Origin of the sequence: Lentzea sp. NPDC003310, from assembly GCF_040610935.1 — a bacterium.
Lineage (GTDB): Bacteria > Actinomycetota > Actinomycetes > Mycobacteriales > Pseudonocardiaceae > Lentzea.
In genome coordinates, this window is sequence record NZ_JBEXNC010000002.1 from 454,519 (window position 1) to 476,836 (window position 22,318).

Genomic DNA, 22,318 nt, shown 5'->3' on the forward strand with positions numbered 1-22,318 from the left:
CATGGCGATCGAACGCGTTGCGGTGCTGGGGTCCGGTTCGTGGGGCACGGCGTTCGCGAAGGTCATCGCGGACTCCGGACCCGAGGTCGTGCTGTGGGCGCGGCGCCAGGAGGTGGCCTCGGAGATCACCGAGACCCGCGTGAACTCCGGCTACCTGCCCGGCATCTCGTTGCCCGCCAACCTCGCGGCCACCTCCGACCCGGCCAAGGCGCTCGACGGGGCGGACGCGGTGGTGCTGGCCGTGCCGTCGCAGACGTTGCGCGCCAACCTGTCCGGCTGGAAGGACCTGCTGCCGCCGGACGCGACGCTCGTGTCGCTGTCCAAGGGCGTCGAACTCGGCACGCTCAAGCGGATGAGCGAGGTGATCCGGGAGGTCGCGGGCGTCGACGAGTCGCAGGTGGCCGTGGTGTCCGGGCCGAACCTGGCCAAGGAGATCGCCGTCGAGCAGCCCACCGCGACGGTCATCGCGTGCACGGACCACGACCGCGCGGTCGACCTGCAGCACGCGTGCTCGAACTCGTACTTCCGCCCGTACACCAACACCGACGTGGTCGGCTGCGAGCTCGGCGGGGCGTGCAAGAACGTCATCGCGCTGGCGTGCGGCATGGCGGCGGGCATGGGCTACGGCGACAACACGATGGCGTCGATCATCACCCGCGGTCTCGCCGAGACGGCGCGGCTGGGCGCGGCGCTGGGCGCCGACCCGCTGACGTTCGCCGGTCTCGCCGGCCTCGGCGACCTGGTCGCGACGTGCGCGTCGCCGTTGTCGCGCAACCGGTCCTTCGGCGAACGGCTCGGCAAGGGCGACACCCTCGCGCAGGCGCAGGAGGCCGCGCACGGGCAGGTCGCCGAGGGCGTGAAGTCCTGCTCGTCGATCCGCGAGCTGGCCGCCGCGAACGGCGTCGACATGCCGATCACCGAAGGCGTCCACCAGGTCTGCCACGACGGGCTGAGCGTGCGCGAGCTCGGTGCCGCGCTGCTGGGCCGCGACCGCAAGCACGAGCGCCAGTGACCCCCGAGCTCGGTGACGGCACGCGGGTCGTGCACGCCGTCTCCGGAGAACCGGGCGACCCGTTCGGCGCGCAGCCGGTGTTCGCCTCGGCGTACCACCTGGGCGGTCAGGACTACTACGGCCGCGCGGGCAACCCGACGTGGCGCGCGCTCGAAGCGGCGCTGGGATCGCTCGAGGGCGGGGAGTGCGTCGTCTTCCCGTCCGGGATGGCGGCCATCTCGACGTTGCTGCGGACGGTGCTGTCCGCCGGCGATGTGCTGGCCGTCCCGTCCGACGGCTACTTCCTCACCCGCAAGTTCGTGTCCGAAATGGACGTCGAGGTCGTCGAGGTGCCCACGGCCGGGCCGTACCCGTCGTTCGAGGGCGTGCGGCTGGTCCTGCTGGAGACGCCGTCCAACCCCGGTCTGGACGTCTGCGACATCGCCGAGCTCGCCGCGCAGGCGCACGCCGCGGGCGCGTTGCTGGCCGTGGACAACACGACCGCGACGCCGCTCGGGCAGCGGCCGCTGGAGCTCGGCGCGGACATCGTCGTCGCGTCGGACACCAAGGCGGTGGCGGGGCACAGCGACGTCCTCTTCGGACACGTGACGCTCGCCGATCCCGCGCTGGCGAACAGGGTCCGGGACGCGCGCACGCTGAACGGCGCGATCCCCGGCCCGTTTGAGACGTGGCTCGCGTTGCGCGGTCTGGGAACCCTCGACCTGCGGCTCGCGCGGCAGGCGGAGAACGCGGCGGCGATCTACGAGCTGCTCAAGGGCCGCGTGGCAGGGTTGCGGTGGCCCGGGGCGTCCGACGACCCCGCGTACCTCGTGGCGGCGCAGCAGATGCGGCGCTTCAACGGCGTGCTGACGTTCGAGCTGGAATCAGCCGATGCGGTGAACGAGTTCCTGGCGCGCTCGAAGCTCGTCTCGGCCGCGACGTCGTTCGGCGGCCTGCACTCCACGGCGGACAGGCGTGCGCAGTTCGGCGACCCAGTGCCCGAAGGGCTGGTGCGCTTCTCGGCCGGCTGCGAGGACACTCGGGACCTGGTCGCGGACGTGTCCCACGCCTTGGGACTGGATTGACGGAGGGTTCCGGTTCCGGGACCCTCTGCTCCATGTCCTTCAACGCTTGTTGCTGTTGTACCTGGCGATAGTCCCGCGTCCTCTTTCGCGCTCGCCTGGTAAGGACTTCTCTCCCGATGTTCGCCGTTCCCGAGAACAGCCTCGTTCTGCCTGAGAACACCCAGCTCCTGCACCCGGTCCGGGTCGCCCTGAAGTGGGCCGCCGAACGCGACCGCTGGAAGCACCTGCTCCGGTACGACCCGGAGGAGCGCTTCTCCGCGTTGGTCGACAAGACCGGCGACCAGGAGATCTGGCTGATGAGCTGGCTGCCCGGCCAGGTCGCCTCGCTGCACGACCACGACCACACGTCCGGTGCGTTCACCGTCGTCAGCGGCCTGCTGACCGAGGTCGTCACCACGAAGATCCAGGTCGTGCACTCGCTGCACGCCGGTCAGTCGCGCGTGTGGGGTCCCGGCTACGTGCACCAGGTGCGCAACGACGGCGTGGACCCGGCCGTGTCGATCCACGTCTACCGCCACGGCACCCGCGCCATGAACCCCTACCGCTACGACCCGGTCACCGGCCCCGTCCGCTGACGTGCGGCGGGACGGGCTTGTCCGTCTCGTGCGGCACGGGCGCGCCCCACGACTGGACGAGTGGCATGTGCCCGGCCCACACGAGGTTCGCCTCGAGGTCCGACGGCTCTTCGCCCGGCCCGCCCTGACGCACCTTCACGCTGGCCTCGGTCAGGTCGATCTCCAGCGCCGCGGTCTGCGCGAGCTCCTTCTTGGACGGTTCGCGCGCGTAGTCCCAGCTGCCCGGCGTCACGTGCTCGACGAGGACCTTCAACGCGTGTTCCTGGTCCTCCGCGAGCTTCGCGGTGCCGTGGATGATCGCGGACCGGTAGTTCATCGAGTGGTGGAACACCGAGCGGGAGTAGACGACGCCGTCCACGAGCGTGACGGCGACGCAGACCTGCTTGCCCTCGAGCATGCTCCTGATGGACCGTGAGCCCGTCGAGCCGTGCAGGAAGATGCGGTTGCCGTCCCGCCCGTACGCGGTGGGGATGAGGAACGGCGCCCCGTCGACCTCCACGGCGAGATGGCACACGAGGCCCGCGTCGAGGATGTCGTAGAGCACCTGGCGGTCTTCGACGGCTCTCTTCTTGCCGCGGACGACGGTGCTGCGCGGGGTGGGGGAGAGCTGCACGTCAGAGGTCATGGTTCTACTGTGGCGCTGGAAGTGGCATTATTGAAGCGCCATTTTCCGTCGATTCGAGAAGGCCACTTTGGCTGAGACCGCGCTCCCCGTGGCGCTGGACCGCGAGTCCGCCGAACCGCTCGCCGTCCAGCTCGCCGACGCACTGCGCTCCGCGGCGTCGGAAGGCCGTCTGCGCGCGGGCGACCGGTTGCCCTCCACGCGCGCGTTGGCCGACTCCCTCGGAGTCTCGCGCACGGTCACCGCCGCCGCCTACGAACAGCTGCACGCCGAGGGGTGGATCGCCGGTCGGCACGGCTCCGGCACGTACGTCACCACGACGCCGCCCGGTCCGTTGCGCAAACGTTCGCGCAAGCCGCTCGTGCCCGCCATCACCGACTTCGTCGACCTCGGCACCGGCGCTCCCTGGGCGAGCGGCCTCGACCGCGCGGCCTGGCGCCGGGCGTGGCGGGCCGCCGCGGACGCACCGCCGCTGTCCCGCCCCGAACGCGCCGGCCTGCCCGAGTACCGCGAGGCGATCGCCGAGCACCTGCTGCGCCACCGCGGCCTGGCCGTCAACGCCGACCCGGTGCTCGCGACCGGCGGCACGACGGCCGTGCTGACCGAGATCGCGGTCGCGGTGCTCGAACGGGGCGACGCGGTGGCCGTCGAGGAACCCGGTTACCAACGAGCGGTCGGCGTCTTCCGCGCCAACGGCCTGCGCGTGGTCCAGGCGGCCGTCGACGCCGAGGGCCTGCTCCCGGACGCCGTGCCGGCGGGCGTGAAGGCGGTCTACTGCTCGCCCGCCCACCAGTACCCGCTCGGTGGCCGCATGTCGGCCGGGCGCAGGGTCGCGCTGGTCGAACGGGCGAGGCGCGACGGCTGGCTCGTCATCGAGGACGACTACGACGGCGAGCTCCGCTACGACGTGGCGCCGCTGCCGTCGCTCGCGGCGCTGGCCCCGGACGTCGTCGTCCACCTCGGCACCACGAGCAAGATCCTCACGCCGACCCTGGGCGCGGGCTGGATGGTGGCGCCCGAGCACATCGCCACGACCGTCCTCGAACACCGCGACCTGACCGGCACCAGCCCGGCCGCCGCGGGCCAGCGGGTCGTCGTCGAGCTGGCCCGCACCGGCGACCTCGGCCGGCACCTGCGCAAGCTGCGGCGGGAGCTGTCCGAACGGCGTGCGCTGATCATCGACACGTTCGCCGACGCCGGCATCGAGGTGCTCGGCGACGACGCGGGCGCGCACGTCGTGGTGCTGCTGCCCGACGCCGAGCTGGAACGCGACCTGATGAGGCAGGCGCTGGAACGCGGCCTGCGGGTCGACGGCCTGGCCCGCCACTACGTGAACCGGGCCAAGCTGCACGGCCTCGTGATCGGCTACAGCGCCTGTTCACGGGAGCAGCTCGTCAGCGCGCTGCCGGTGCTGACCGAGCTGCTCAGAGGGCGCGGCTGACCACGACCACCTCGCGGTTCGTGAAGAAGCCCAGCTGCGCGTTGACCCGGATCATGTGGGTGTTCGAGGCGTCCGTGCCGCTGTCGACGCGTTCGAGCTCCGGCCGTTCGTCCCGCAGCCAGCGCACCATCTCCGCCTTGACGGCGAGCCCGAGTCCCCGTCCCCGGTGGGCGGGCGTGACCATCGTGCTGCCCCAGAACGTGTCGGTGGTGTCGCCCGAGTGCAGCGGGACGTCGGTCTGCGCCACGACGAGACCCGAGGCCTCCTCGACCGCGGCGACGACCCGCAGCTCGGCCCCGGCCGCGCGGGCCTCGGCCTCGTCGGCCCGGACGGACTCGGGAGTCCACTCGGGGTCCTGCCGCGCGGACCCGGTGGCCGGTGCGTCGCGGATCGAGTTCCGGGTCGCGGCCAGCGACACCAGCAGGTGCTCCGGCGCCGCCCCGGTCCAGCGCTCCAGCCGGTACCCGTCCGCCACCCTCTGGTCCGCGACGGCGTCGGCGATCGTCAGCCGTTGCAGGACCCTGCCCGCGACCAGGCGGAAACCGCTCGCCAGCGCCCACCGCTCGCCCGCGCTGCCCTTGACGACGCCCCAGCCCTCCACCGCCTCGCCGCCGCGGGCGCGCAGTTCCGGCAGCAACGCCTCCAGCAGTGCGGTGCCGATGCCCTGCCGGAGGTGCTCGGGGTGCACGGTGATGGTGCCCACCGCCAGATGGGAGTTCACGCCGTTGAGCAGCCCCACGGACGTGATGCCGACCCCCGCGCCGTTCTCCCGCGCGACGAGCCGGACGACCTCACCGAAGTCCGGGTTCGGCTCCCACAGCGACTCGATCGCCCACTGCCGGTTCGTCGTGGGATGTCCCGTGAGCCACACGTCGACGTACGCGCCGACCGCGGCCTCGTCGTCCAGGTCGAGGACTTTGATCTCCAGCACCGGGCGAGGCTAACTGGCAGGTAGGCACAATCGCCCAAACGGGTAGGGTCCCCGGCATGACGCAGCGCAAGACGAGGGTGGCCGTGGTCTTCGGCGGCCGCAGCTCCGAGCACGAGGTCTCCTGCCAGTCCGCCAAGAGCGTCCTGCCGCACCTCGACGCGGACCGGTTCGAGGTGGTGCCGGTCGGCATCACGCCGCAGGGGCAGTGGGCACTCGGCCAGGACCCGAGGGAGCTGGAGGCCGGCACCGGCACCCTCCCGACGCTGCGCAACCAGACCGTCGCCGCGGTCGAACCGGGCGTCGCGCTCAAGGACGTCGACGTCGTCTTCCCGCTGCTGCACGGCGCGTGGGGCGAGGACGGCACGATCCAGGGCCTGCTCGAACTGGGCGGCCTGCCCTACGTCGGGCCGGGCGTCTTCGCGTCGGCGGCCGTGATGGACAAGGTCTTCGCGAAGAAGATCCTCCAGGCCGAGGGCATCGAGGTCGGGAAGTTCGTCGCCCTCGACCGCGCCGCCACCACGCTGACCCTCGACGAGCGCGAGCACCTCGGCCTGCCGGTCTTCGTGAAGCCGTCGCGCGCCGGGTCGTCCGTCGGCATCTCGAAGGTGGACGACTGGGCGGACCTCGACGCCGCCATCTTCGCGGCGCGCCGGCACGACCCGAAGGTCATCATCGAGGCCGCCGTGCCGAACGCCCGCGAGATCGAGGTCGCGGTTCTCGAGTTCCCGGACGGCCGGATCGAGGCCTCGCTGCCCGCCGAGCTGCGCCCGGTCGGCGAGGGAGCCGACTGGTACGACTTCGAGGCCAAGTACGTCAACGACTCCTACGAGGCCGACATCCCGGCGAAGCTCGACGACGACATCACCGCGCAGCTGCGCGAGCTGGCCGTCACCGCGTTCAAGGCGCTCGACTGCCAGGGACTGTCCAGGGTGGACTTCTTCCTCACCGAGGACCACCGGCTGGTCATCAACGAGCTCAACACCATGCCGGGGTTCACGCCGATCTCCATGTACCCCAAGGCGTGGGAGGCGACGGGCATCGACTTCGCCACGCTGCTGACCACGTTGATCGAGACGGCGATCGCCCGCGGCTCGGGTCTGCGCTAGGGCTGGGTCTTGACCGGCTGCTTGGGCAGCAGGTCGCGCACGGTCGTGGAGATGTCCTGCAACGGTCCGGTGCCCGCGTCGGCGGGCACCGTCAGCGCCACGTACACGGCGCGGTCGACGATCACCCAGGTGGAACTGTCCGAACCGGGCAGCTCCAGCCACTGGACGTCGGAGATCACGCGCAGCTGCGAGGTGGCGGTCAGCTCGGCCGGACGTGGCATGCCGCAGCGCAGCACCACCGGATCGTGTGCGGCGTCACCCCACGCCACCGCGGCGGGCGGGGCCGGCGAGGCGAGCTCCCGGCGCGGCAGCATGTCCTTCCCGGACGGCAGCTGCTGCGGGAGCTTCTCGACCAGGGAAGCGCATTCCGGGCTGCCCGCCGAGGGGGCGTCGATCGAGACCAGAGCGAGGGGACCCGTGCGACCGGGCACGTCCTCGGTCTGGTTTCCCGTGCCCAGCCACAGACCGAGCCCGGCGACACCGATGGCGAGCAGCACGGCGAGCCCGACCGCCGCGAGCAGCGGCCGGGACAGCGCCGACGTGGATTCCTGCTGAGTCACCCGGCTATGACAACACGGGCTGGCTAGAGGTGAACCACCGGGCACGTCAACGTGCGGGTGATGCCCTCGACGTTCTGGATGCGCGCCACGACGAGCTGGCCCAGCTGGTCGACGGTCTCCGCTTCGGCGCGGACGATGACGTCGTACGGACCGGTGACGTCTTCTGCGGTTGCTACCCCGGCGATCCCGGAGATCTCGGAGGCGACTGCGGCGGCCTTGCCGACCTCGGTCTGGATGAGGATGTATGCATGCACCACGGCGTGCCCCTTCGTCGCGACAGGTTGGGTCGAGGTAGGAACGTGTCACGCAACGTACCCCAGTTGGGGTTCCGAATGCTCAGATTGGGAGGCAACTTTGCGTCCGGAGCCGCCGCGCGACGCGGAGACGGTCGCCGATGTGGGTGAGTTCCATCTCATCCACCGGGTGACGCGCGGTCGGGCGCAACCGGAGACGACCATCCTCGGTCCCGGTGACGACGCGGCCGTCGTCGCCGTCCCGGACGGACGGGTCGTCGCCTCGATGGACGTGCTCGTCGAGGGTGTCCACTTCAGACTCGACTGGTCCAGTCCCGAGCAGGTGGGCCGAAAAGCGGCCGCCGTGAACCTCGCCGACGTCGTCGCGATGGGAGCGTTGCCGTCCGCTCTGCTCGTCGGTTTCGCATGTCCCGCGGACACCCCGGCGTCGGTCGTCGAGGGGATCATGGCGGGCCTCTGGGACGAGGCGGCGAAGGCCGGCGCGGGCATCGTCGGCGGCGACATGGTCAGCTCCGCCACGCTGGTGATCTCCATCACCGCAATGGGTGACATGAACGGACTCGAGCCGATCACGAGGTCCGGCGCGCTCGTCGGGGACGTCGTGGCGGTCACCGGACGGCTCGGCTGGGCCGCCGCGGGACTTGCCGTGCTCGGCCGCGGCTTCCGCTCGCCGGTCGGCATCGTGAACGCCCAGCGTTCGCCCGAGCCGCCGTACGAGGAGGGTCCGAAGGCCGCGGAGGCGGGCGCCACGTCGATGATCGACGTCTCCGACGGTCTGCTGCAGGACCTCGGCCACATCGCGGACTCGTCCGGCGTCGCGATCGACGTCCGGACCGAACTGCTGCCGCTGCACCCGCGCCTGCTCGACGTCGCGTCGGCGCTCGGCGGCGACGCCCGGCACTGGGCGCTGACCGGCGGCGAGGACCACGCGCTCGCCGCGACGTTCCCCGGCCCCAAGGCGGTGCCGCCGAACTGGACGACCATCGGCACGGTGCGCGCGGGCGAAGGTGTCACGGTCGACGGCAGGGTCTACGAAAAACCTCCTGGCTGGGAGCACTGGCGCGCGTAGACTTCACGTTCGTGGAACTATGCACGCGCGCGTATGACCATCCAGACTCGGTCAAGATGATCGACGACCTCCAGCAGGTCTATGTCGAGCGCTACGGCGACGTGGACGTGACGCCGGTCGACCCGGCGCAGTTCGCCGCGCCGCTCGGCTACTTCGTCATCGGCTACCTCGACGGCGTGCCCGTCGCGTGCGGCGGCTGGCGGGTGAACGACGAGCTCGCGGGCGCCGCCGAGATCAAGCGCATGTACGTGGTCGACTCGGCGCGCGGCAAGGGCCTCTCCCGGCTCGTGCTCGCGCACCTCGAGGTCACCGCGCGCGAGGCGGGACTGGAGCGGATGGTGCTGGAGACCGGCACCCGCCAGCCCGAGGCGATCAGCCTGTACACCTCCAGCGGCTACGAGGCGATCCTCAACTTCGGCGTCTACCGCGACCACCCGGAGAGCCGCTGCTTCGGGAAGTCGTTGTAGGTTCGGGCGCATGGCCATTTACGCGCTCGGTGACTACACGCCGCAGATCCACCCGGAGGCGTACGTGCACCCGGACGCCACGGTGATCGGCGACGTGCGGATCGGCGCGTACTCGTCGGTGTGGCCGCAAGCGGTGCTGCGCGGCGACTACGGGCGCATCGTCGTCGACGAGCGCACGTCGATCCAGGACGGCACGGTCGTCCACTGCACCGAGGTCCACCCGGTGCACATCGGGTCGTCGTGCGTCATCGGCCACAACGTCCACATCGAGGGCGCGACCGTCGCGGACGACTGCCTGATCGCCTCGGGTTCGGTGGTGCTCAACGGTTCCATCGTGGAGAAGGGCGCGATCGTGGGCGCCGGCGCGGTGGTCTCGTTCGACGGCCACGTCCGCGAACGCACGATGGTGCTGGGCGTTCCGGCCCGCGAACGCGCCGGACACGTTGTGCCCGAACAGGCCTGGGCATTCATCGTGGAGAAATACGTTCAGAACATCGCTTTGTACCGGGAGAAGCTCCGCCGCCTCGATTAGGTGAGATAGGGTTCACAGCCGTGGCTCGTCCCCTCAACGAAGTTGTCGAAGCCGGTTGGGCTGACGCTCTCGCCCCCGTCGCTGACCAGATCGCCGCCATGGGTGAGTTCCTGCGCGCGGAGGTCGCCGCCGGCCGCACCTACCTACCCGCGGGCGAGAACGTGCTGCGCGCGTTCCAGCAGCCGTTCCACCAGGTGAAGGTGCTGATCGTCGGCCAGGACCCGTACCCGACGCCCGGCCACGCGGTCGGCCTGTCGTTCTCGGTGGCCCCCGACGTCCGGCCCATCCCCAAGTCGCTCATCAACATCTACAAGGAGTACGCCGAGGACCTGGGACACCCGATCCCGTCCAACGGCGACCTCACCCCGTGGTCCGAGCGCGGTGTGCTGCTGCTCAACAGGGCGTTGACCGTGCAGCCCGGCAAGGCGAACTCCCACCAGGGCAAGGGCTGGGAGGCCGTCACCGAGCAGGCGATCAAGGCGCTCGCCGCCCGCGACGCACCGCTGGTCTCGATCCTGTGGGGCCGCAACGCGCGCAACCTGCGTCCGTTGCTGGAGCCGTTGCCCGCCATCGAGTCCGCGCACCCGTCGCCGCTGTCGGCGCACTCCGGGTTCTTCGGCTCGAAGCCGTTCAGCCGCGCCAACGAACTGCTGGAGAAGCAGGGCGCGTCGCCGATCGACTGGAAGCTCCCGTAGTTGCTCACGTCCGCCGTGATCTGACGCTGACGGCCGCGGGTGCGGCCGTCAGCGAGTTCGGCAACGCGTTGTCGTTGCTGGTGTTGCTGTTCTGGGCGACGCCCATCAGCCCGTTGCTGGTCGCCGCCGTCCTGGTCGCCGCTTTGCTGCCGTTCGTGCTCGGTGCACCTCTCGCCGGCGCGCTCGTCGACCGCCTTCCCAACCGCCGCCTGCTGATCGCCGCGTTGCTGTTCCAGGGCGTCGCGATCGCGGCCGTCGCGCCGTTGATGGGGCGACCTGTCTTCGTGGTGGCGCTGGTTCTTCTCTCCGGCTGCGGCCGTGCCGTCGCCCAGCCCTGCATCTCGGCTCTCGTGCCGCACATGGCCGGAGAAGAGCAGTCCACCCGCGCCTACGCACTGTTCGGCACCGCTCGCAGTGTCGGGAACATCGCCGGCGCCACCGGTGGAGCGGTGCTCGCCGGTTTCTTCGGGCACCCGGCCGCGTTGCTGGTCGACGGTGCGACCTTCCTCGCCTACGCGGCGCTGCTGGCGTTCGTGCGGGCGGAGCGCCGGCCGACTGGTGAGCACGCGGAGCGGCCCAGTGCGCTCGCGGGGATCCGGCACGTGCGCCGTGATCCCGTGCTGTTCGCGGCGATCACCGGGCTGACGTTCGCGGGCGTCGTCGTGGTGATCAACGTGGCTGCTCCCGCGTTCGTGCGGTACGTGCTGCACGGTGACGAGTTCGTTCTCGGCGCGATGCAGGCGTGCTGGATGGCGGGCATCCTGCTGGGCAACCGACTGGTCGCGCGCCTGCGGACCCTCGCAGAGGTGGTTCACGCGCTCGCGATCTCCGGCATCACCTCCGGCGTCGCCGCGGTGGTGCCGGCGGTGTTCCCGTTCGTCGTGGCGGCGGGGATCGGCTGGCTGATCGGCGGGATCTCCAGCGGCGTTGGCAACGTGACCCTGACCGCCGTGGTGCGGTTGCGCACTCCCGAGGAGGTGCGCGGACGGGCGTTCGCCGCCGCCGGGGCGATGATCACGGCCGCGAACCTGCTCGGCACGGCGGCGGCCGGCGGACTGCTGCTCGTCCTGGGGCCGCAGGCGGTGTTCGCGAGCGGTGGTGCGGTCGCGGTGCTCGTCGGCGTCGTGTGCCTGGTGTTCGTGCGCCGGGCCCTGAAACGCGAGAAGAGCCCGGCCGGAGCCGGGCTCTTCTCGAACTAGAAACGAACTGTGGCGGTGATCAGCCGCGCACGACCTTGCCGGCCTTCAGGCAGGACGTGCACACGTTGATCCGCTGGCGCTGCGAGGCCGAGACCTTCGCGCGCACAGACTGGATGTTCGGGTTCCAGCGGCGGTTCGTCTTCCGCTGGGAGTGCGAAACCGAATGGCCGAAGCCCGGCCCCTTGCCACAGACGTCGCACACGGCAGCCACGTCAGCCACTCCTTCAGGTTCCTCAAGCGGTAAGTCATGCGTCCCGGTGGGCGCGCAAGCGTGCACAAGCCTCAACCGGGCACGGCAACCCAATCAGGGTAGCCGGTGGGCTCTCCCGCGACCAAACCGGGTGGATAGTCTCGCCGCCATGCAGGTCATGGATGCGGTCGCGGTGCGCCGGTGGGCGGACGCCTGCGTGCGGTCGTTGGACGCCAACCGGGAGTCGATCGACCAGATCAACGTCTTCCCCGTCCCGGATGGTGACACAGGTACGAACCTGCTGCACACGATGCAGTCGGCGCTCGACGCGCTGCTGCGCTCGCCCATGTCGACGGTGGGGGACGCGCTGTCGGCGCTCGCCCGCGGCGCGCTGGCCGGGGCGCGCGGCAACTCCGGCGTGATCCTGTCGCAGGTGCTCAGGGGCCTCGCGGAGACCGTGCAGGAGGTCTCGCTGGTCACCGGCTCCGCGCTGCGCAAGGGCCTGCACCGCGCCGACGAGCTGGCGACGGCCGCCGTGTCCAAGCCCGTTCCCGGCACGGTCCTGTCGGTGCTGCACGCGGCGTCCGAGGCCGCCCGCGACTGCACGTCGGACGAGCTGGACGACGTGGTCGTGGCGGCGTCGCGCGCGGGTGCCGTGGCGCTGGCCGACACGCCCCGCCAGCTCGCCGTGCTGGCCAAGGCCGGCGTGGTCGACGCGGGCGGACGCGGCCTTGTTGTGTTGTTGGACACACTGGCCGCCGTGATCACCGGCCAGAGCGTGGACACCCCGATAGACGCGCCCCTGCTGCCGCGCACGCCGGAGTCGCTGACGACCGAGCGCGAGGGCGGGTCCTCGGAGTTCGAGTACGAGGTCATGTACCTGCTCGACGGCACCTCGGAGGAGTCGGTCGCCGAGCTGCGCGCCACGTTGAACGGGCTGGGCGACTGCGTCTCGGTCGTGGGCGACGGCGTCTCGCTGTGGACCGTTCACGTCCACTGCAACGACATCGGCGCGGCCATCGAGTCAGGTGTGCGCGCCGGCCGTCCGCACCGCATCACGGTGGCGAGGTTCGCCGACCAGATCGCGGCGCAGGCCTCACGGTTCGTGCGCGACCGCGCGATCGTGGTGGTGGTAAGCGGCGCCGTGGACCTGTTTCGCGCAGAGGGCGCCACGGTGTTCGACCTCGCTTCTACTTCTGCGACGCCCACGGACCTGTTGTCGGCCATCGTGTCGACGCGCGCGCGTCACGTCGCCGTCCTGCCGGGCGACCCGGACATCCGTGAGGTCCTCGACGAGGCCGTGGCGTACGCACAGGCCGCAGGGCAGGACGTAGTGGTGGTGCCGACGTTCTCGCCCGTGCAGGCTCTCGCGGCGTTGGCAGTGCACGACTCATCTAGGCGCGCGGGTGACGACGTTGTCGCCATGGCCGAGGCCGCCGCCGCCACGCGCCGTGGCGAGCTCTCGATCGCCGCCGACGAGGCGTTGACGTGGGTGGGCCGCTGCCAGCCAGGCGACCTGCTGGGCATGCTGGACGGCGAGGTCGTGCTGATCGAGCCGGGTCCCGCGGCGCCGGAGTCGGTGCTGGACCTGGCCTGCCGCCTGGTCGACCGCATGCTGGCGGGCGGCGGCGAGCTGGTGACGTTGCTGCTGGGCGCCGACGCCCCGGATGCGCTGGTCGACGTGCTGGAAGATCACCTCCGCGTCACCCATCCGGAGGTCGAGGTGACGGCGTATCCGGGCGGACAGCCGGACGCGCTGATTTTTGTCGGTGTCGAGTAGTTGAATGGGACGCGATGATCTCCTTCGACGACAAGCTGCAGCCGTTGCTCGGCAAGAAGACCGCCGACGCACTGGAGACCGGCCTCGGCCTCACGACGGTCGGTGACCTGCTGCGCCACTACCCGCGCCGGTACGACGAGCGCGGGAAGCTGACGGACATCCGCTCGCTGGAGATCGACGAGCACGTCACGGTGCAGGCCGAGGTCCGCAAGTGCCAGAAGCGCCAGATGAAGGCGCGCCGCGGCCAGATGACCGAGGCCGTGATCACCGACGGCACCTCCGAGCTGCACCTGGTGTTCTTCGGCAAGCCGGCGTTCGTCGCCGAGCAGGAGCTGCTGCCGGGCACGCGCGCCCTGTTCGCCGGCAAGGTCGGCCGCTACCGGCAGAACCTGCAGCTGGTGCACCCGGCGTTCGAGGTCCTCACCGCCGAGCAGGACGGGTCGTCGTTCCTGCAGGCGTTCCTGCCGGTCTACCCGGCGTCGCAGCACATCAACACGTGGAACATCGCGAACTGCGTGAAGCAGCTCCTGGAGATCTGGGACGGCGTGCCGGAGGACCCGCTGCCCGCCGACTTCCGCGCCGAGCAGGGCCTGATCGGCCTGGAGGAGGCGCTGCGGTCGATCCACCGCCCGGACAGCTGGGCGCAGATCGCCGTGGCGCAGCAACGCCTGAAGTGGGACGAGGCGCTGGCCGTGCAGCTGGCCCTGGCGCAGCGCCGCAAGGCCTCGACCGCCCGCCCCGCGCCGTCGTGCGCGCGCAAGTCCGGCGGCATCCTCGACGCGTTCGACGAGCGGCTGCCGTTCACGCTGACGGCGGGCCAGGTGGAGGTCGGGTCGCAGATCGCGGCGGACCTCGAGTCGGTCGTGCCGATGAACCGGTTGCTGCAGGGCGAGGTCGGGTCGGGGAAGACAATGGTGGCGTTGCGGGCAATGCTCCAGGCCGTCGACGCGGGCCGTCAGTCGGCGATGCTCGCACCGACGGAAGTCCTTGCGGCACAACACGCCCGCTCGTTGGCCGAGATGCTCGGCGACCTCGCCCAAGCGGGCCAGCTGGGCGGCGCGGAGAACGCGACGCGCGTCACGCTGCTGACCGGGTCGATGAACACGGCCCAGCGGCGCCAGGCGCTGCTCGACATCGTGACCGGCGAGGCCGGCATCGTCGTCGGCACGCACGCGATCATCCAGGACAAGGTGGAGTTCCACTCCCTCGGCCTGGTCGTGGTCGACGAACAGCACCGCTTCGGCGTGGAACAGCGAGCAGCCCTCTCGGCCCGCGGCGAACGCGAGAACCCGCACGTCCTGGTGATGACGGCGACCCCGATCCCGCGCACGGTGGCCATGACGGTCTACGGCGACCTGGAGGTCTCCGCCCTGCGCGAGCTCCCCGGCGGCCGCTCGCCGATCAAGACGTCGGTCGTCCCCGTCCGCGAGAAGCCGGCGTGGCTCGACCGCGCTTTCGCCCGCGTGCGCGAGGAGGTGGCGGCAGGCCACCAGGCGTACTTCGTCTGCCCGCGCATCGGCGACGAGGAACCGGCGAAGTCCGAGGGCGACGACGACAAGCGCCCGGCCCTGTCCGTGATCGACGTGGCGAACATGCTCGCCGCGGGCCCGTTGCGCGGCCTGCGCATCGAGATCCTGCACGGCCGCATGCCCCCGGAGGACAAGGACGCCGTGATGCGCGCCTTCTCCGCCAACGAGGTGCACGTCCTGGTGGCCACCACGGTCATCGAGGTGGGCGTCAACGTCCCGAACGCCACGGTCATGGCCATCATGGACGCCGACCGCTTCGGCGTCTCCCAGCTCCACCAGCTCCGCGGCCGCGTGGGCCGGGGCAGCGCGCCGGGCCTGTGCCTGCTGGTCACGGAGATGCCGGAGATGACGGCCACGATGGAACGCCTGCGCGCCGTCGAGTCCACTCTGGACGGCTTCGAGCTGGCCCAGCTCGACCTCGAACTCCGCCGCGAGGGCGACATCCTCGGCGCCGCGCAGTCGGGCAAGCGGTCGGGCCTGAAGATGCTGTCGCTGCTGCGGGACGAGGACATCATCGCGGACGCGCGGACGGCGGCGCAGCAGGTGGTGGACGCGGATCCGGACCTGGAGAAGCACCCCGGGCTGGCGGGGATGGTGGCGACGCTGCTGACGGAGGAGAGCGCGGAGTTCCTGGAGAAGACGTAGGGCCGGGCGCCGCCGGGAACGGGGTGCAGGTCGCCGCGCTGGTCGTTGGGGCTGGGGCGGTGAGGGCGCTGGTTGGTGGGCCGGGGTCGGCGATGTGGCGCGCTGGTCGGTGAGGCTGGGGCCGGCGGTGCGGTGCGCTGGTCGATGGGGCCAGCCGGAGGTGGCGGGTTGACCGGTGCGCGGGACGCGTCGGCTGCCACCCAGCCCACCGGACTCGTCGAGGCGGCACCCACCCCACTCCACCCGCTTCGCCTCGTCCGCCGACCACCCCCACCGCCGCCGCTCACCCCACCGCCGCCGCTCACCCCACCGCCCCCGTTCACCGCCCCCGTTCACCGACTTCACCCCGTCCGCCTTCACCTGAAGGTGTGCGCGTGGCAGGTCGATAGCGCCCAAACGTCTGGGTACGTTCCCCGAGTGCGTCGCATGATCATCTTCGCCCTCGTCACCCTTCTCACCCTCACCTCCACCCCGGCCCACGCCGCCCCGGTCCTGCTCGCCGGCCAGGAGTCCCGCTACCCCCACGCCATCCGGCTGGAACACGGCCCCGAGCGCGGCTCGATCCTCGTGGCGCTGCACGGCTTCCACGTCGTGAACGTCCTGCGCGCGAACAAGTCCGGCAAGAAGTTCCGCCAGGTCGGCGCCTTCACCGACGAGGTGAGCGCCCACGCGACGTGCTGCGGCCACCTCTACGAGCTGCCGCAGCAGGTCGGCGAGATGCCCGCCGGCACGGTGTTGTGGGCCGGGTCGGTCGGGTTGCGGCAGGAGGGGCTGAAGGCGCGGATCTGGCGCAGCGACGACGCCGGCGAGACGTGGCGGTACCTGTCCGAGTGCGCGCGGGCCATGCCCGGTGGCGGGCTGTGGGAGCCGGACCTGTCCGTGGACGCGCACGGGCGGCTGAACTGCTACTTCGCCGACGAGACGCATCCGAGGCACAGCCGGTACATCGGGCGGACCGTGTCCGGCGACGGTGTGATCTGGTCCGGGCGGGAGAGGGTCGTCGCCGTCGCGAACGGGGCGTTGCGGCCCGGGATGCCGCAGGTCAAGCGGTTGCCGACGGGTGAGTTCTACATGATGTACGAGATCTGCTCGCAGCCGGGCCAGTACTTCTGCGAGGCCTACCACCGCAGCTCGCGGGACGGGGTCGGCTGGGGTGATCCCACGTGGCACGGCACGCGGCCCACGACCGCGGACGGCAAGTACTTCGCGCACACGCCTTCGATCGCCCTCGCGCCCAACGGCACGTCACGAGGGCGGGTGATCCTCATGGGACAGGTGCTGATGTCCGCCGACGGCAAGGTCGACCCCGGCAACGGCCGGACGGTCTTCGTGTCCGAGAACGGCGGCAGGGACGGGTGGTACGAGGTCCCCGCGCCGGTCCCGGTGCCGAGCGCGCGTGACGAGAACTGCCCGAACTACCACCCGAGCGGGGTGGCGTCGCTCGACGGGCGCGAGTTCGTCGGGTTCGCGAGCGACTTCGCGGGGAACGGCAGCTGCCACACGAGCTGGGCCACGAGCAGCCTGCCGCCGTTCCCCGGCTGAGCCCTGTCAGTCCTGCCGGCGCGGCTTCGGCAGCTGCTCGGTCTTCTGCTCCCCGGCCACACCAGGGGCAGTGGTGGGGGCGTCCTCGTCGGCGCCACCCTCCTCCAACGGCTTGAGCACCGACATCGCCGCGTCCACCGCGGCCTGCGCGGCGTGGAACTGCGTCGCGAGGTTGTCGTGCGCCGACCGCAGCGACGCCTCCTTCTCGGACGCGGCGGCCGCGCGCTGGTCGGCCTCGGCGACGGCCGCGGCGGACCTCTCCTCGGCCTCGCAGACCAGCGCCGACGTGCGGGCCTCGGCGTCGCGGACGAGCGCGGTCGCCTTCTCGTCGGCCTCGCGGATCGTCGTCGCGGCCCTCTGGTCGGCGGTGGTGACGGTCGCGGTGGCCTTGTCCTCGGCCTCGCGCAGCGTCGTCGCCGCCTTCTCCTCCGCGGCGCTGACCAGGGCCACGGCCTGGGCGGACGCGTCGGCGGTGGTCTTCTCGGCCCGCGCGAGCGTCTCGGTCTCGAGCTCGGTGAGGACCTTCGCGGCCTCGTCGTGCTTGGCCTGGAGCTCGCCGGTGAGCTTCTCCAACGCGGCGGTCCGCTCGGCCTCGGCGTCGGTGACGATCTTCTCGGCCTCGGTGCGCGCGTCCGCCAGCACCTTCTGGTGCTCGGCGGTCAGCGTCGCCTTCAGACCGTCGTACTCCTTGTCCAGCTCGTCGTGGTACGCCTTGTACTTCGCGTCCAGCTCGACTCGGTGGGCGTCCAGGTCGGCCGACTTCTTCTCGAACTCGGCGGCGACGCGCTCACCGTTCGCGCGCACGTCGGCGACCAGGGCCTCGTGCTCGGTGGCGAGCTTCGCCTGCAGCGCGGCGTGCTCGGACTCCAGTTCGGACCTGCGGGCGGCGACCTGCTGGTCGAGCTCCGCGTGGCGCTGCTGGTAGTTGACCTCGAGCTGCTTGCGGCGCGCCTCGGTCTCGGCGAGCAGCCGCTGGTGGGCGTCGCGCTGGCCGGCCGCCCACTTCTCCGCCTCGCCGCGCGTCGCGGCGGCCTTGTCGAGGGCGTCCTTGCGGATGTCCGCGATCTCTTCCTCGGCCAGGCTCATCATCACGCGGACGCGCTCGGTGACGTTCGAGGCGCTCACCGGGCTGCTGGCGAGGTTCTGGAGCTGGATCTTGGTCTTGTCGAGGTCCGCGCGCATCGCGTTGAGGAGTTTGGTGAGCTCACCCACCTGCGCCGCGGCCGCGTCACGAGCGCGGTTGGAGTTCTTGAGATCGAACTCCAGGCGGGTGACGCGTTCGTTCACCTGTCGCTGGTTGTAACCACGGAGGACAACGTCGAAATGCGGTGTGCGGGCAGTAGGCTGCCCGGCTCCATCAGCCCCGGCCATATGGCTCACCCTACCGAGATAGTCGTCAAGATCGTCACTCGATCTGGTTAAACCCACTACCGGCCGCAGTCTGACCGGGTGGTGGCTATCCACTTTGCTCCCGAAACGCGAGAATCATCGCCTGCAAGACCGATCAGGATGACACCCATCACGTGAGACAGTCCTCCCAACAGGCAAGAGTCGCACGGTAACGTGCCTCGACTGATGACTGCCGAGTAACACCGGGAGGGCACGGATGTTCCGCAAGGTTCTTGTCGCCAACCGCGGCGAGATCGCGATTCGCGCGTTCCGCGCCGCCTACGAACTGGGCGCGGGAACGGTCGCCGTCTTCCCTCACGAGGACCGAAACTCGCTGCACCGCCTGAAGGCGGACGAGTCGTACGAGATCGGCGAGCCCGGACATCCCGTCCGCGCCTACCTCTCCGTCGACGAGATCATCAAGGCCGCCCGCAAGGCCGGTGCCGACGCGATCTACCCCGGGTACGGGTTCCTCTCCGAGAACCCGGAGCTCGCGATGGCCTGCCGTGAGGCGGGTCTCACCTTCATCGGCCCCGTGGCCGAGGTCCTCGAGCTGACGGGCAACAAGGCGCGCGCCATCGCCGCCGCCCGCGAGGCCGGGCTGCCCGTGCTGGAGTCGAGCGAGCCGTCGTCCGACATCGACGCGCTGCTGGCCGCCTCGGAGACCATGCGCTTCCCGGTCTTCGTGAAGGCCGTCGCCGGTGGTGGCGGCCGCGGCATGCGCAAGGTCGACGACCCGGCCGCGCTGCGCGAGGCGCTGGAGGCGGCGTCGCGCGAGGCCGAGTCCGCGTTCGGCGACCCGACCGTGTTCCTCGAGCAGGCCGTGGTCGAACCGCGCCACATCGAGGTGCAGATCCTCGCCGACGGCCAGGGCAACGTGATCCACCTCTTCGAGCGCGACTGCTCCGTGCAGCGGCGCCACCAGAAGGTCATCGAGATCGCGCCCGCGCCGAACCTCGCGCCCGAGCTGCGCGACCGCATCTGCGCCGACGCCGTGAAGTTCGCGAAGCACATCGGCTACCGCAACGCCGGCACCGTGGAGTTCCTTCTCGACCCCGAAGGTCACTACGTCTTCATCGAGATGAACCCGCGCATCCAGGTCGAGCACACCGTCACGGAAGAGGTGACGGACGTCGACCTGGTGCAGTCCCAGATGCGCATCGCGTCCGGCGAGACGCTGGAGGACCTGGGCCTGTCCCAGGACACCGTCCAGCTGCGCGGCGCGGCCCTGCAGTGCCGCATCACCACCGAGGACCCGGCCAACGGCTTCCGCCCGGACACCGGCACCATCAGCGCCTACCGCTCGCCGGGTGGGTCCGGCATCCGCCTCGACGGCGGCACGGCGGGCGCGGGCATGGCGATCAGCCCGCACTTCGACTCGATGCTCGTGAAGCTCACGTGTCGTGGCCGCACGTTCTCGCTCGCCGTCGCCCGTGCACGCCGTGCGATCGCGGAGTTCCGCATCCGCGGTGTGTCCACGAACATCCCGTTCATCCAGGCCGTGCTCGACGACGCCGACTTCTACGAGGGCCGCGTCACCACGTCGTTCATCGAGAAGCGCCCGCACCTGCTGACCGCGCGCCACTCGGCCGACCGCGGCACGCGCCTGCTGACCTACCTCGCGGACGTCACGGTCAACCACCCCAACGGCACCCGGCCGACCGCGGTCGACCCGCGCGAGAAGCTGCCGGTCGTGGACCTCAACGCCGTCCCGCGCGACGGGTCCAAGCAGAAGCTCGTCGAGCTCGGCCCCGAGGGCTTCGCGCGGTGGATGCGGGAGAGCAAGGCCGTCGGCGTCACCGACACGACGTTCCGCGACGCCCACCAGTCGCTGCTCGCGACCCGCGTGCGCACCAAGGACCTGCTCGCCGTCGCGCCGCACGTCGCGCGCATGACGCCCGAGCTGCTGTCGCTGGAGTGCTGGGGCGGCGCGACCTACGACGTGGCGCTGCGGTTCCTCGCCGAGGACCCGTGGGAGCGGCTCGCCGCGCTGCGCGAGGCCGTGCCGAACATCAACCTGCAGATGCTGCTGCGCGGCCGCAACACGGTCGGCTACACACCGTACCCCGAGGCGGTCACCAAGGCGTTCGTGGAGGAGGCGACGAAGACCGGCATCGACATCTTCCGGATCTTCGACGCGCTGAACGACGTCGAGCAGATGCGCCCGGCGATCGAAGCCGTGCGCGAGACCGGGACGGCCGTCGCCGAGGTCGCGCTCTGCTACACGAGCGACCTGTCCAACCCGGACGAACGTCTGTACACACTGGACTACTACCTCAAGCTGGCGGAGCAGATCGTCGGCGCGGGCGCGCACGTGCTGTGCGTCAAGGACATGGCGGGCCTGCTGCGGGCGCCGGCCGCGTCGCGCCTGATCTCCGCGCTGCGCAAGGAGTTCGACCTCCCGGTCCACCTGCACACGCACGACACGGCGGGCGGCCAGCTGGCGACGTACCTCGCGGCGATCCAGGCGGGTGTGGACGCGATCGACGGCGCGACCGCGTCGATGGCGGGCACGACGTCGCAGCCGCCGCTGTCGTCGATCGTGGCGCTGACCGACCACACCGAGCACTCCACCGGCCTCGACCTGCAGAACGTCTGCGACCTGGAGCCGTACTGGGAGTCGGTGCGCAAGATCTACGCGCCGTTCGAGTCCGGCATCCCCGGCCCGACCGGCCGCGTCTACCACCACGAGATCCCCGGTGGACAGCTCTCGAACCTGCGCACGCAGGCCGTCGCGCTCGGCCTCGGCGAGAAGTTCGAGGAGATCGAGTCGATGTACGCGGCCGCCGACCGCATGCTCGGCCACCTCGTGAAGGTGACGCCGTCGTCCAAGGTCGTCGGTGACCTCGCGCTGCACCTCGTGGGCGCGGGCGTCGAGCCGAAGGAGTTCGAGGAGAACCCCGGCAAGTTCGACATCCCGGCGTCGGTGATCGGCTTCCTGCACGGCGAGCTGGGCGACCCGCCCGGCGGCTGGCCGGAGCCGTTCCGCAGCAAGGCGCTGGAGGGCCGGCCGGCCCCGAAGCCCGTCGAGGAGCTGTCCCCGGAGGACGAAGCCGGACTGGTCGACGCGCGCAGGGCGACGCTGAACAGGCTGCTGTTCCCGGCTCCCACCAGGGAGTTCAACACGCACCGCGAGGCGTATGGCGACACGTCGGTGTTGCGCTCCAAGGACTTCTTCTACGGCCTGCGTCCGGGCGAGGAGTACTCCGTCGACCTGGAGCCCGGCGTCCGGCTGCTGATCGGCCTGGAGGCGATCTCCGAGGCCGACGCGCGCGGCATCCGCACGGTCATGGCGACGCTGAACGGCCAGCTCCGCCCGATCCAGGTCCGTGACCGCTCGGTGGCCGCGGACATCCCGGCCGCGGAGAAGGCCGACCGGGCCAACCCGAACCACGTGGCGGCGCCGTTCGCCGGTGTGGTGACCGCGGTGGTCGCCGAGGGCGACAGCGTCGACGCCGGTCAGACCGTCGCGACGATCGAGGCCATGAAGATGGAGGCCGCGATCACCGCCCCGAAGGCCGGTGTCGTGCAGCGCCTGGCGTTGCGCGGCGCGCAGCAGGTCGAGGGCGGCGACCTGCTGATCGTGCTGGAGTAGCTCGACCGTCGTGGAGGGCCCCGGTCTGCGCGCAGGCCGGGGCCCTCCGCTGTGCGGACGGCGCGGAACTCCACGACGATTCCCTGCGTTGCACCGGGCACGGGAGTCAGGGGAAGAGGGT

Annotated in this window: 20 protein-coding genes; 14 read left to right on the forward strand and 6 right to left on the reverse strand. The window is 71.1% G+C overall.

From position 1 onward, the window contains the following. The first annotated feature begins 1 nt into the window (after position 1). The 3 genes from ABZX02_RS04720 (at position 2) to ABZX02_RS04730 (ending at position 2,651) form a co-directional block, all read left to right on the forward strand. On the forward strand, positions 2 to 1,012 hold the full coding sequence (locus tag ABZX02_RS04720) for an NAD(P)H-dependent glycerol-3-phosphate dehydrogenase (RefSeq protein ID WP_355294809.1): 1,011 nt from the start codon (positions 2 to 4) through the stop codon (positions 1,010 to 1,012). Beyond that, on the forward strand, positions 1,009 to 2,076 hold the full coding sequence (locus ABZX02_RS04725; protein WP_355294811.1) for a cystathionine gamma-lyase: 1,068 nt from the start codon (positions 1,009 to 1,011) through the stop codon (positions 2,074 to 2,076). Before ABZX02_RS04720 ends, ABZX02_RS04725 begins: the two co-directional genes overlap by 4 nt. Before the next feature lie 116 nt (positions 2,077 to 2,192). After that, positions 2,193 to 2,651, forward strand: coding sequence for a cysteine dioxygenase family protein (locus ABZX02_RS04730; protein WP_355294813.1), 459 nt, complete (start codon positions 2,193 to 2,195; stop codon positions 2,649 to 2,651). Here ABZX02_RS04730 and ABZX02_RS04735 read toward each other — a convergent pair. Continuing rightward, positions 2,632 to 3,276, reverse strand: a complete 645-nt coding sequence (locus ABZX02_RS04735; protein WP_355294814.1) for a pyridoxamine 5'-phosphate oxidase family protein — start codon at positions 3,274 to 3,276, stop codon at positions 2,632 to 2,634. The two genes, ABZX02_RS04730 and ABZX02_RS04735, sit on opposite strands and share 20 nt — an antisense overlap. A gap of 67 nt (positions 3,277 to 3,343) precedes the next feature. Between ABZX02_RS04735 and ABZX02_RS04740 the strand changes: the two genes are divergently transcribed. Continuing rightward, the gene (locus tag ABZX02_RS04740; RefSeq protein WP_355294816.1) at positions 3,344 to 4,714 is read left to right on the forward strand and encodes a PLP-dependent aminotransferase family protein; all 1,371 of its coding nucleotides are present in this window, start codon (positions 3,344 to 3,346) and stop codon (positions 4,712 to 4,714) included. Here the strand turns inward: ABZX02_RS04740 and ABZX02_RS04745 are convergent. Further along, entirely contained in the window at positions 4,698 to 5,645 is a 948-nt protein-coding gene (locus ABZX02_RS04745; protein ID WP_355294818.1) for a GNAT family N-acetyltransferase, read from the reverse strand. The two genes, ABZX02_RS04740 and ABZX02_RS04745, sit on opposite strands and share 17 nt — an antisense overlap. A gap of 56 nt (positions 5,646 to 5,701) precedes the next feature. Between ABZX02_RS04745 and ABZX02_RS04750 the strand changes: the two genes are divergently transcribed. After that, positions 5,702 to 6,751: a D-alanine--D-alanine ligase family protein gene (locus ABZX02_RS04750; RefSeq protein WP_355294820.1), complete on the forward strand. Its 1,050-nt coding sequence runs from the start codon at positions 5,702 to 5,704 to the stop codon at positions 6,749 to 6,751. Here the strand turns inward: ABZX02_RS04750 and ABZX02_RS04755 are convergent. Beyond that, positions 6,748 to 7,311, reverse strand: a complete 564-nt coding sequence (locus tag ABZX02_RS04755) for a DUF3515 domain-containing protein (protein ID WP_355294821.1) — start codon at positions 7,309 to 7,311, stop codon at positions 6,748 to 6,750. The genes ABZX02_RS04750 and ABZX02_RS04755 overlap by 4 nt on opposite strands. Before the next feature lie 23 nt (positions 7,312 to 7,334). Continuing rightward, positions 7,335 to 7,568: an Lrp/AsnC ligand binding domain-containing protein gene (locus ABZX02_RS04760; protein ID WP_030467939.1), complete on the reverse strand. Its 234-nt coding sequence runs from the start codon at positions 7,566 to 7,568 to the stop codon at positions 7,335 to 7,337. 97 nt (positions 7,569 to 7,665) lie between these two features. Here ABZX02_RS04760 and ABZX02_RS04765 point away from each other — a divergent pair, with 97 nt between their 5' ends. From ABZX02_RS04765 to ABZX02_RS04785, 5 genes are read left to right on the forward strand one after another with little or no spacing between them, the layout of a single operon-like run. After that, a complete protein-coding gene (locus ABZX02_RS04765; protein WP_355294823.1) occupies positions 7,666 to 8,634 on the forward strand; it encodes a thiamine-phosphate kinase in 969 nt (322 codons plus the stop codon). 56 nt (positions 8,635 to 8,690) lie between these two features. Next, on the forward strand, positions 8,691 to 9,101 hold the full coding sequence (locus ABZX02_RS04770; RefSeq protein ID WP_355294825.1) for a GNAT family N-acetyltransferase: 411 nt from the start codon (positions 8,691 to 8,693) through the stop codon (positions 9,099 to 9,101). A gap of 10 nt (positions 9,102 to 9,111) precedes the next feature. Further along, the gene (locus ABZX02_RS04775) at positions 9,112 to 9,633 is read left to right on the forward strand and encodes a gamma carbonic anhydrase family protein (protein WP_355294827.1); all 522 of its coding nucleotides are present in this window, start codon (positions 9,112 to 9,114) and stop codon (positions 9,631 to 9,633) included. 20 nt (positions 9,634 to 9,653) lie between these two features. Further along, on the forward strand, positions 9,654 to 10,328 hold the full coding sequence (locus ABZX02_RS04780) for a uracil-DNA glycosylase (RefSeq protein WP_355294828.1): 675 nt from the start codon (positions 9,654 to 9,656) through the stop codon (positions 10,326 to 10,328). 26 nt (positions 10,329 to 10,354) lie between these two features. Next, positions 10,355 to 11,527, forward strand: coding sequence for an MFS transporter (locus ABZX02_RS04785; RefSeq protein WP_355295015.1), 1,173 nt, complete (start codon positions 10,355 to 10,357; stop codon positions 11,525 to 11,527). 19 nt (positions 11,528 to 11,546) lie between these two features. Here the strand turns inward: ABZX02_RS04785 and rpmB are convergent, their stop codons facing one another. Then, positions 11,547 to 11,738: a 50S ribosomal protein L28 gene (gene rpmB, locus ABZX02_RS04790; protein ID WP_030467945.1), complete on the reverse strand. Its 192-nt coding sequence runs from the start codon at positions 11,736 to 11,738 to the stop codon at positions 11,547 to 11,549. A gap of 148 nt (positions 11,739 to 11,886) precedes the next feature. Here rpmB and ABZX02_RS04795 point away from each other — a divergent pair, with 148 nt between their 5' ends. The 3 genes from ABZX02_RS04795 to ABZX02_RS04805 all read left to right on the forward strand — a co-directional run bounded on the left by ABZX02_RS04795 (position 11,887) and on the right by ABZX02_RS04805 (position 17,213). Then, positions 11,887 to 13,497 (forward strand): DAK2 domain-containing protein, encoded by a 1,611-nt coding sequence (locus ABZX02_RS04795; protein ID WP_355294830.1) that lies wholly within the window; start codon positions 11,887 to 11,889, stop codon positions 13,495 to 13,497. Positions 13,498 to 13,511: 14 nt separating this feature from the next. Then, entirely contained in the window at positions 13,512 to 15,671 is a 2,160-nt protein-coding gene (recG, locus tag ABZX02_RS04800; protein ID WP_355294832.1) for an ATP-dependent DNA helicase RecG, read from the forward strand. Between the two features lie 417 nt (positions 15,672 to 16,088). Then, positions 16,089 to 17,213 carry a sialidase family protein gene (locus ABZX02_RS04805; RefSeq protein ID WP_355294834.1) on the forward strand — a complete coding sequence of 375 codons (1,125 nt, stop codon included), beginning with the start codon at positions 16,089 to 16,091 and terminating at the stop codon, positions 17,211 to 17,213. Positions 17,214 to 17,219: 6 nt separating this feature from the next. Here ABZX02_RS04805 and ABZX02_RS04810 read toward each other — a convergent pair whose 3' ends face one another. After that, positions 17,220 to 18,500, reverse strand: a complete 1,281-nt coding sequence (locus ABZX02_RS04810; RefSeq protein WP_355294836.1) for a hypothetical protein — start codon at positions 18,498 to 18,500, stop codon at positions 17,220 to 17,222. A 319-nt stretch (positions 18,501 to 18,819) separates the two neighbouring features. Here ABZX02_RS04810 and ABZX02_RS04815 point away from each other — a divergent pair, with 319 nt between their 5' ends. Beyond that, positions 18,820 to 22,197: a pyruvate carboxylase gene (locus ABZX02_RS04815; RefSeq protein WP_355294838.1), complete on the forward strand. Its 3,378-nt coding sequence runs from the start codon at positions 18,820 to 18,822 to the stop codon at positions 22,195 to 22,197. Positions 22,198 to 22,318: the final 121 nt, after the last annotated feature.